This window comes from Nitrospirota bacterium (genome assembly GCA_016212185.1).
GTDB lineage: Bacteria > Nitrospirota > Thermodesulfovibrionia > UBA6902 > DSMQ01 > JACRGX01.
The window spans coordinates 1-4,663 of the sequence record JACRGX010000088.1; the positions used below are offsets into that span (position 1 = coordinate 1).

The window sequence follows — 4,663 nt, forward strand, 5'->3', positions numbered from 1 at the left end:
ATTAAGACAATAGTCGGAGGCCCCCATCCGAGCGCTGTTTCAGAGGATGTTGCAAAACATTCCTCTATAGATTATGTCGTGATAGGAGACGGGGAATACCCGCTGGATTTGATAATCAATAAGGAAACAAATAATTCCATAGATAAAGAAATCCGGACAGGCATGGAAGACGACCTTTATTTTGAAAAAGAATATAAGAAAATTAATTCCTCAAATGCCTCTAAAATAATCCGCGGGGGGTTAAAGACCCTGACGAACCAGCCGATGCCGGCGTATGATTTGCTTGATTATTCGGAATATCAGTTTACCGACCCTACAAAGGGGCGGCAAAACACCGCCTCGGTTATGACAAGCAGGGGATGCCCTTTTAATTGTCTATTCTGCTTCCATAATAAATCAGTAAAATATAAAACCGTAGATCAATTTATTACTGAAGTGGAATATCTTGCAAGGGAAAAGGGCGTGAAATTCTTTTTTGTATATGACGATACTTTTACGCTGAAAAAAGACAGGGTTCTGGAGATTTTGAAAAGAATCAAAGAACTAGACCTGAAGGGAGTTAATTTTCAGACATCCACGAGAGGGAACCTCATTGATGAGGAATTAATCCGGGCGTTAAAGGAAGCTCATTTCGTGAGAATTACCATGGGGGTTGAAAGCGGTTCGGATAAAATTCTCAAGGCTGTTAATAAGGGGGTTACAAAAGAGGATTATAAAAGAGCATTTAAGATGCTCAGGAAATCCGGCTTTGAAACCCGTGCAAGTTTTATATTGGGACTTCCTTACGATACAAAAGAAACAATCAGGGAAACAATAGATTTTTCCAAGGAGTTAGATTTATTTCATGCGAATTTTAATATAATGACCCCTTATCCCGGCACCAAAACCTATCTGATGGCGCTCAAAGGAGAAGGCATTCACTTCAGAAACGGGGAAGATGCAAATAACTGGGATGCCTTCAAACGGTGGGGCTGCAGTCTGATTAAAACAGATGACGTCACTGCCGAAGAACTTGAGCAACTGCAAAAAGATGCAATGATGGAATTTTATACTCAGGAAAAGGTATACAATCATCATGAGGAATTATTTAAGAGAGGCAATGTATCGCGGTTCTTTTACAGGCCTCTTAATTTTGCATGGAAAAGAAAATACGGCGAAAACATGCCGTTTTGGGACAATCTAAACAAGGTGGAAGTTGTAGCCGCAGACTGAACAACTGCCTTACCGCATAGAATATTTATTTACACACCGCGATGAAAGTACTGCTGATTCAACTGTATTCAGGAACGGAGTGCAAGCCTGTCTATCCAATCGGGCTGTCATATCTGTCTACGGCGCTGACATCACATGAGGTCCGGATATTGGACCAGAACCTGTGCGGCGGAGACCCGTTTTTAGAAACAGAAAAGCTAATTTCTGTTTTTTCCCCTGAAGTCATCGGGATTTCAATAAGAAATATTCATATCTATTCCACGGAAAAAGGGTATTTCAATCCTGACAAACCGCTCAGTCTGACGATTGACGCAGTCAAAAAAATTTCAGATAACATTATTATTGCGGCGGGCGGCCCCGGGTTTTCCATGTTTCCTATTCACTTTATGCAGAATGAGCCGGGGATCAATTTCGGGGTATTTCTGGAAGGCGAGGAATCGTTCCCTGAACTGCTGAAAAATTTAGACTCACCGGAAAAAGTAAAGGGTGTATACTGGAAAAATAAAGATGAAGTTCTTTATACCGGAAGGTATGCGCCTCCGGATTTTGCAGCCCTGCCCAAACCGCACCGGGACTTCATCAACCCGCAAAAATATAAGGGTGAGTACGCAATCGGCGTTCAGTCAAAGCGCGGCTGCATGTTAAGCTGCATCTACTGCGCATATCTTTTCTTGAGCGGAAAAACGCTGCGTCTCCGGCCGGCGGAGAAAGTTGCGGATGAAATTGAAAATTTAATAAATAATTACGGCATAAATGAATTCACCTTTGTAGACCATGTGTTCAATGTCCCTAAGGCGCACGCAGAAGAGATCTGCAATGAAATTATAAAAAGGGGCCTTCATGTCCAGTGGAGCGCATGGTTTAACGAAAAGTTTATGGATGAAAACTTCGTTGATTTGGCGATCAGAGCCGGATGCCGTTTTTTTGAGTTTTCCCCGGACGGTTACAGCAACCGCAGCCTTAAATGGCTGAAGAAAAACATTCAGACAAAAGATATCATTAACACCTATCATCTGCTAAGACAAAAAAATCAGATTAAAATAGGGTATAATTTCATGCTGGGCATTCCGGGACAGAATATTTTTTCATTATTAAGACAGGCGATATTTTTCCTGAAGCTGAAGGTCTTCCTCGGCAAAAGGTTGAAATTGCTTACATTCAACAAGCTCGGCATTGACCCGAATACGGATTTGGAGAAAATCGCCATAAGCGAGGGCGTCATAACTCAGGGAACCGATCTTTTTAAACCTACTTTTTACGAAGTCGGCATTATAGGCTGGATAAAAAAGCATCGGGGATTTACATCGGTCTTAAAGTTATTAAAAACAAAAACATTTGTTAAAAGCGCTGAATCAGATGGACAATAAAAAAATAAAGGTGATGGTTATCGGGCTGGACGGCGCTACCTTTGATGTAATAAACCCCCTAATCAGCCGTGGAAAATTACCTAATCTTAAGCATTTAATTGAAGCTGGCGCAAGCGGACGGCTGAAAAGCGCCATGCCTCCCCTTTCGCCTGCCGCATGGTCTACATTTCAGACAGGAAAAAACCCGGGGAAACACGGGGTCTTTGACTTTTTCAGAAATTCTCCGGGAGAGCACGGATATTTGCCTGTAAATTCAACTTTCTTAAAATCAAAAACCTTATGGGAAATTTTGTCCGATTACGGAAAACGCGTGGGCGTGCTTAATATCATGTTCAACTACCCACCGAGAGAAGTAAACGGATTTATTGTCTCAGGCAAAGAGACGCCGTCTGAGGAAAGCGAATACACATTCCCCCCTTCGCTTAAGAAAGAACTGCTTCAGGTGGACCCGAAATATGAAGCAGAACCTTTTAAACGCGTCTCTAAAACCAGAAAATTTCTGAAGGACGTGCCCGTCAGACTGAACCGTCAGGAAAAGATAAACAGTTATCTTTTTAGAAAATATTCTCCGGATTTTTTCACAAATCTATTTGCCATCCCTGACATTGTTCACCATCTCTTCTGGAAATACATGGACCCCGCTCACCCGCATTATCATGAGAAAGAGTCGCACAGATATCTTCCGCTTATAGAAAATTGTTATCAGACACTGGATAACATTATCGGAAGGCGGTTGAAAATGATTGATGAAGATACGATTGTACTCATAATGTCCGATCACGGAGGGGGACCGCTTCATCGCTTTATTCAATTAAACAGACTGCTTGAAAAAAATGGTCTGCTGACCCTTAAAAACAAGCAAAAAGGGAATAACCTGTCATTCGTGAGAAAACTAATGAAAAGACTTATGCATTATGCGCTTATGCATGATGACTCCGGTTTTTTGAAAAAACTCAGGTTTCAAACTATGGGGAAAAGAATGGCTTTAGCCCAAAGCGCAATTGACTGGTCCAAGACAAAAGCATTTGCGGGAAGGAGCAGTGAGCACGGTATTTACTGCAATCTTAAGGGCAGGGAGAAAGAGGGCATTGTAAATCCGGAAGAATATGAGGAATTGCGCCGGACTATCATATCGCAGTTATCTGAGATTACCGACCCCTATACAGGACAGAAGATTTTTGAAAAGATATACCGGAGAGAAGAACTTTACAGCGGACCATATGTGTCTTATGCCCCTGATATTGTTTTAGGCTTCGGGAATAATCCTTATGAGCCCGGAGATTCCCTGTCCGGCGGTGATATAATTGAAAATGTCAAAAGCGACGGATTCAGCGGTATGCACCGCCCTGACGGCATCCTGATTGCATACGGCAATAACATCAAAAAAGGCTCCGCGCTTCATGGAGCCGCAATATGCGACCTTGCGCCAACTATTTTATATGTTATGGACTTGAAAATACCTGCCGATATGGACGGGAAAATTTTATATGATATATTTGAACCCTTTTTTACGGATAAAAATCCTGTAAAATATGACGAGGCTGTAGCAGGCAAGGCTGCACCTGACGAAAAAGAGATGAATTATACCGGAAACGAAACAGAAGAAATAGCGAAAAGACTAAAATCATTAGGATATATATAAATCACTCAAAAAGGAGCTAACAATTGGAAAGAGCAAAAAGGAGAGATAAAATCGCGAGTTCCGCTTCCCGGGTTTCAAGGAACACGCTGATTAATTTTGCGGCAAAGGTATCGGAATTAGCCGCCGGATTAGTTACGATTCCCCTTGCCACACGCTACCTCGGACTTGAACTTTTTGGAGAATATGCCTTTTTAAGCGCGGTCTCGTTAGTCTTGGGCCCCACAATAGCAATGGGTTCTTTGAGAATCCTGATAAGGGATATGTCCGTTGAAAAGGAAAAGTGTCCGCTTTTTCTTTCCTCCGGCTTAAATCTTAACTGGTTAATGAGCATTGCCGTATCGCTTATTGCCGTAATTGTCATTTTCTATTTTAATCTAACTTCAAAGGATGCGGTTATCTGCCTTTACATAGCGCTGCTGGGACAAATTCTGAAGTCAATGAA

Annotated in this window: 4 protein-coding genes; all 4 read left to right on the forward strand. The window is 42.0% G+C overall.

The features are described from left to right. Positions 1-1,212, forward strand: a 1,212-nt coding sequence (locus HZA10_10070; protein ID MBI5196651.1) for a B12-binding domain-containing radical SAM protein, incomplete at its 5' end; no start/stop codon positions are given. A gap of 41 nt (positions 1,213-1,253) precedes the next feature. Continuing rightward, complete coding sequence (locus HZA10_10075; GenBank protein ID MBI5196652.1) at positions 1,254-2,579, forward strand: radical SAM protein; 1,326 nt, start codon at positions 1,254-1,256, stop codon at positions 2,577-2,579. Next, positions 2,569-4,221, forward strand: a complete 1,653-nt coding sequence (locus HZA10_10080; GenBank protein ID MBI5196653.1) for an alkaline phosphatase family protein — start codon at positions 2,569-2,571, stop codon at positions 4,219-4,221. The genes HZA10_10075 and HZA10_10080 overlap by 11 nt, the downstream gene beginning before the upstream one ends. A gap of 23 nt (positions 4,222-4,244) precedes the next feature. Next, positions 4,245-4,663 (forward strand): oligosaccharide flippase family protein (locus tag HZA10_10085; GenBank protein MBI5196654.1); only part of this gene is annotated, 419 nt, incomplete at its 3' end.

Coding starts and splice junctions, on each gene's coding strand:
- HZA10_10075 (MBI5196652.1), top strand. CDS start 1,254: ATGAAAGTACTGCTGATTCAACTGTATTCAGGAACGGAGTGCAAGCCT.
- HZA10_10080 (MBI5196653.1), top strand. CDS start 2,569: ATGGACAATAAAAAAATAAAGGTGATGGTTATCGGGCTGGACGGCGCT.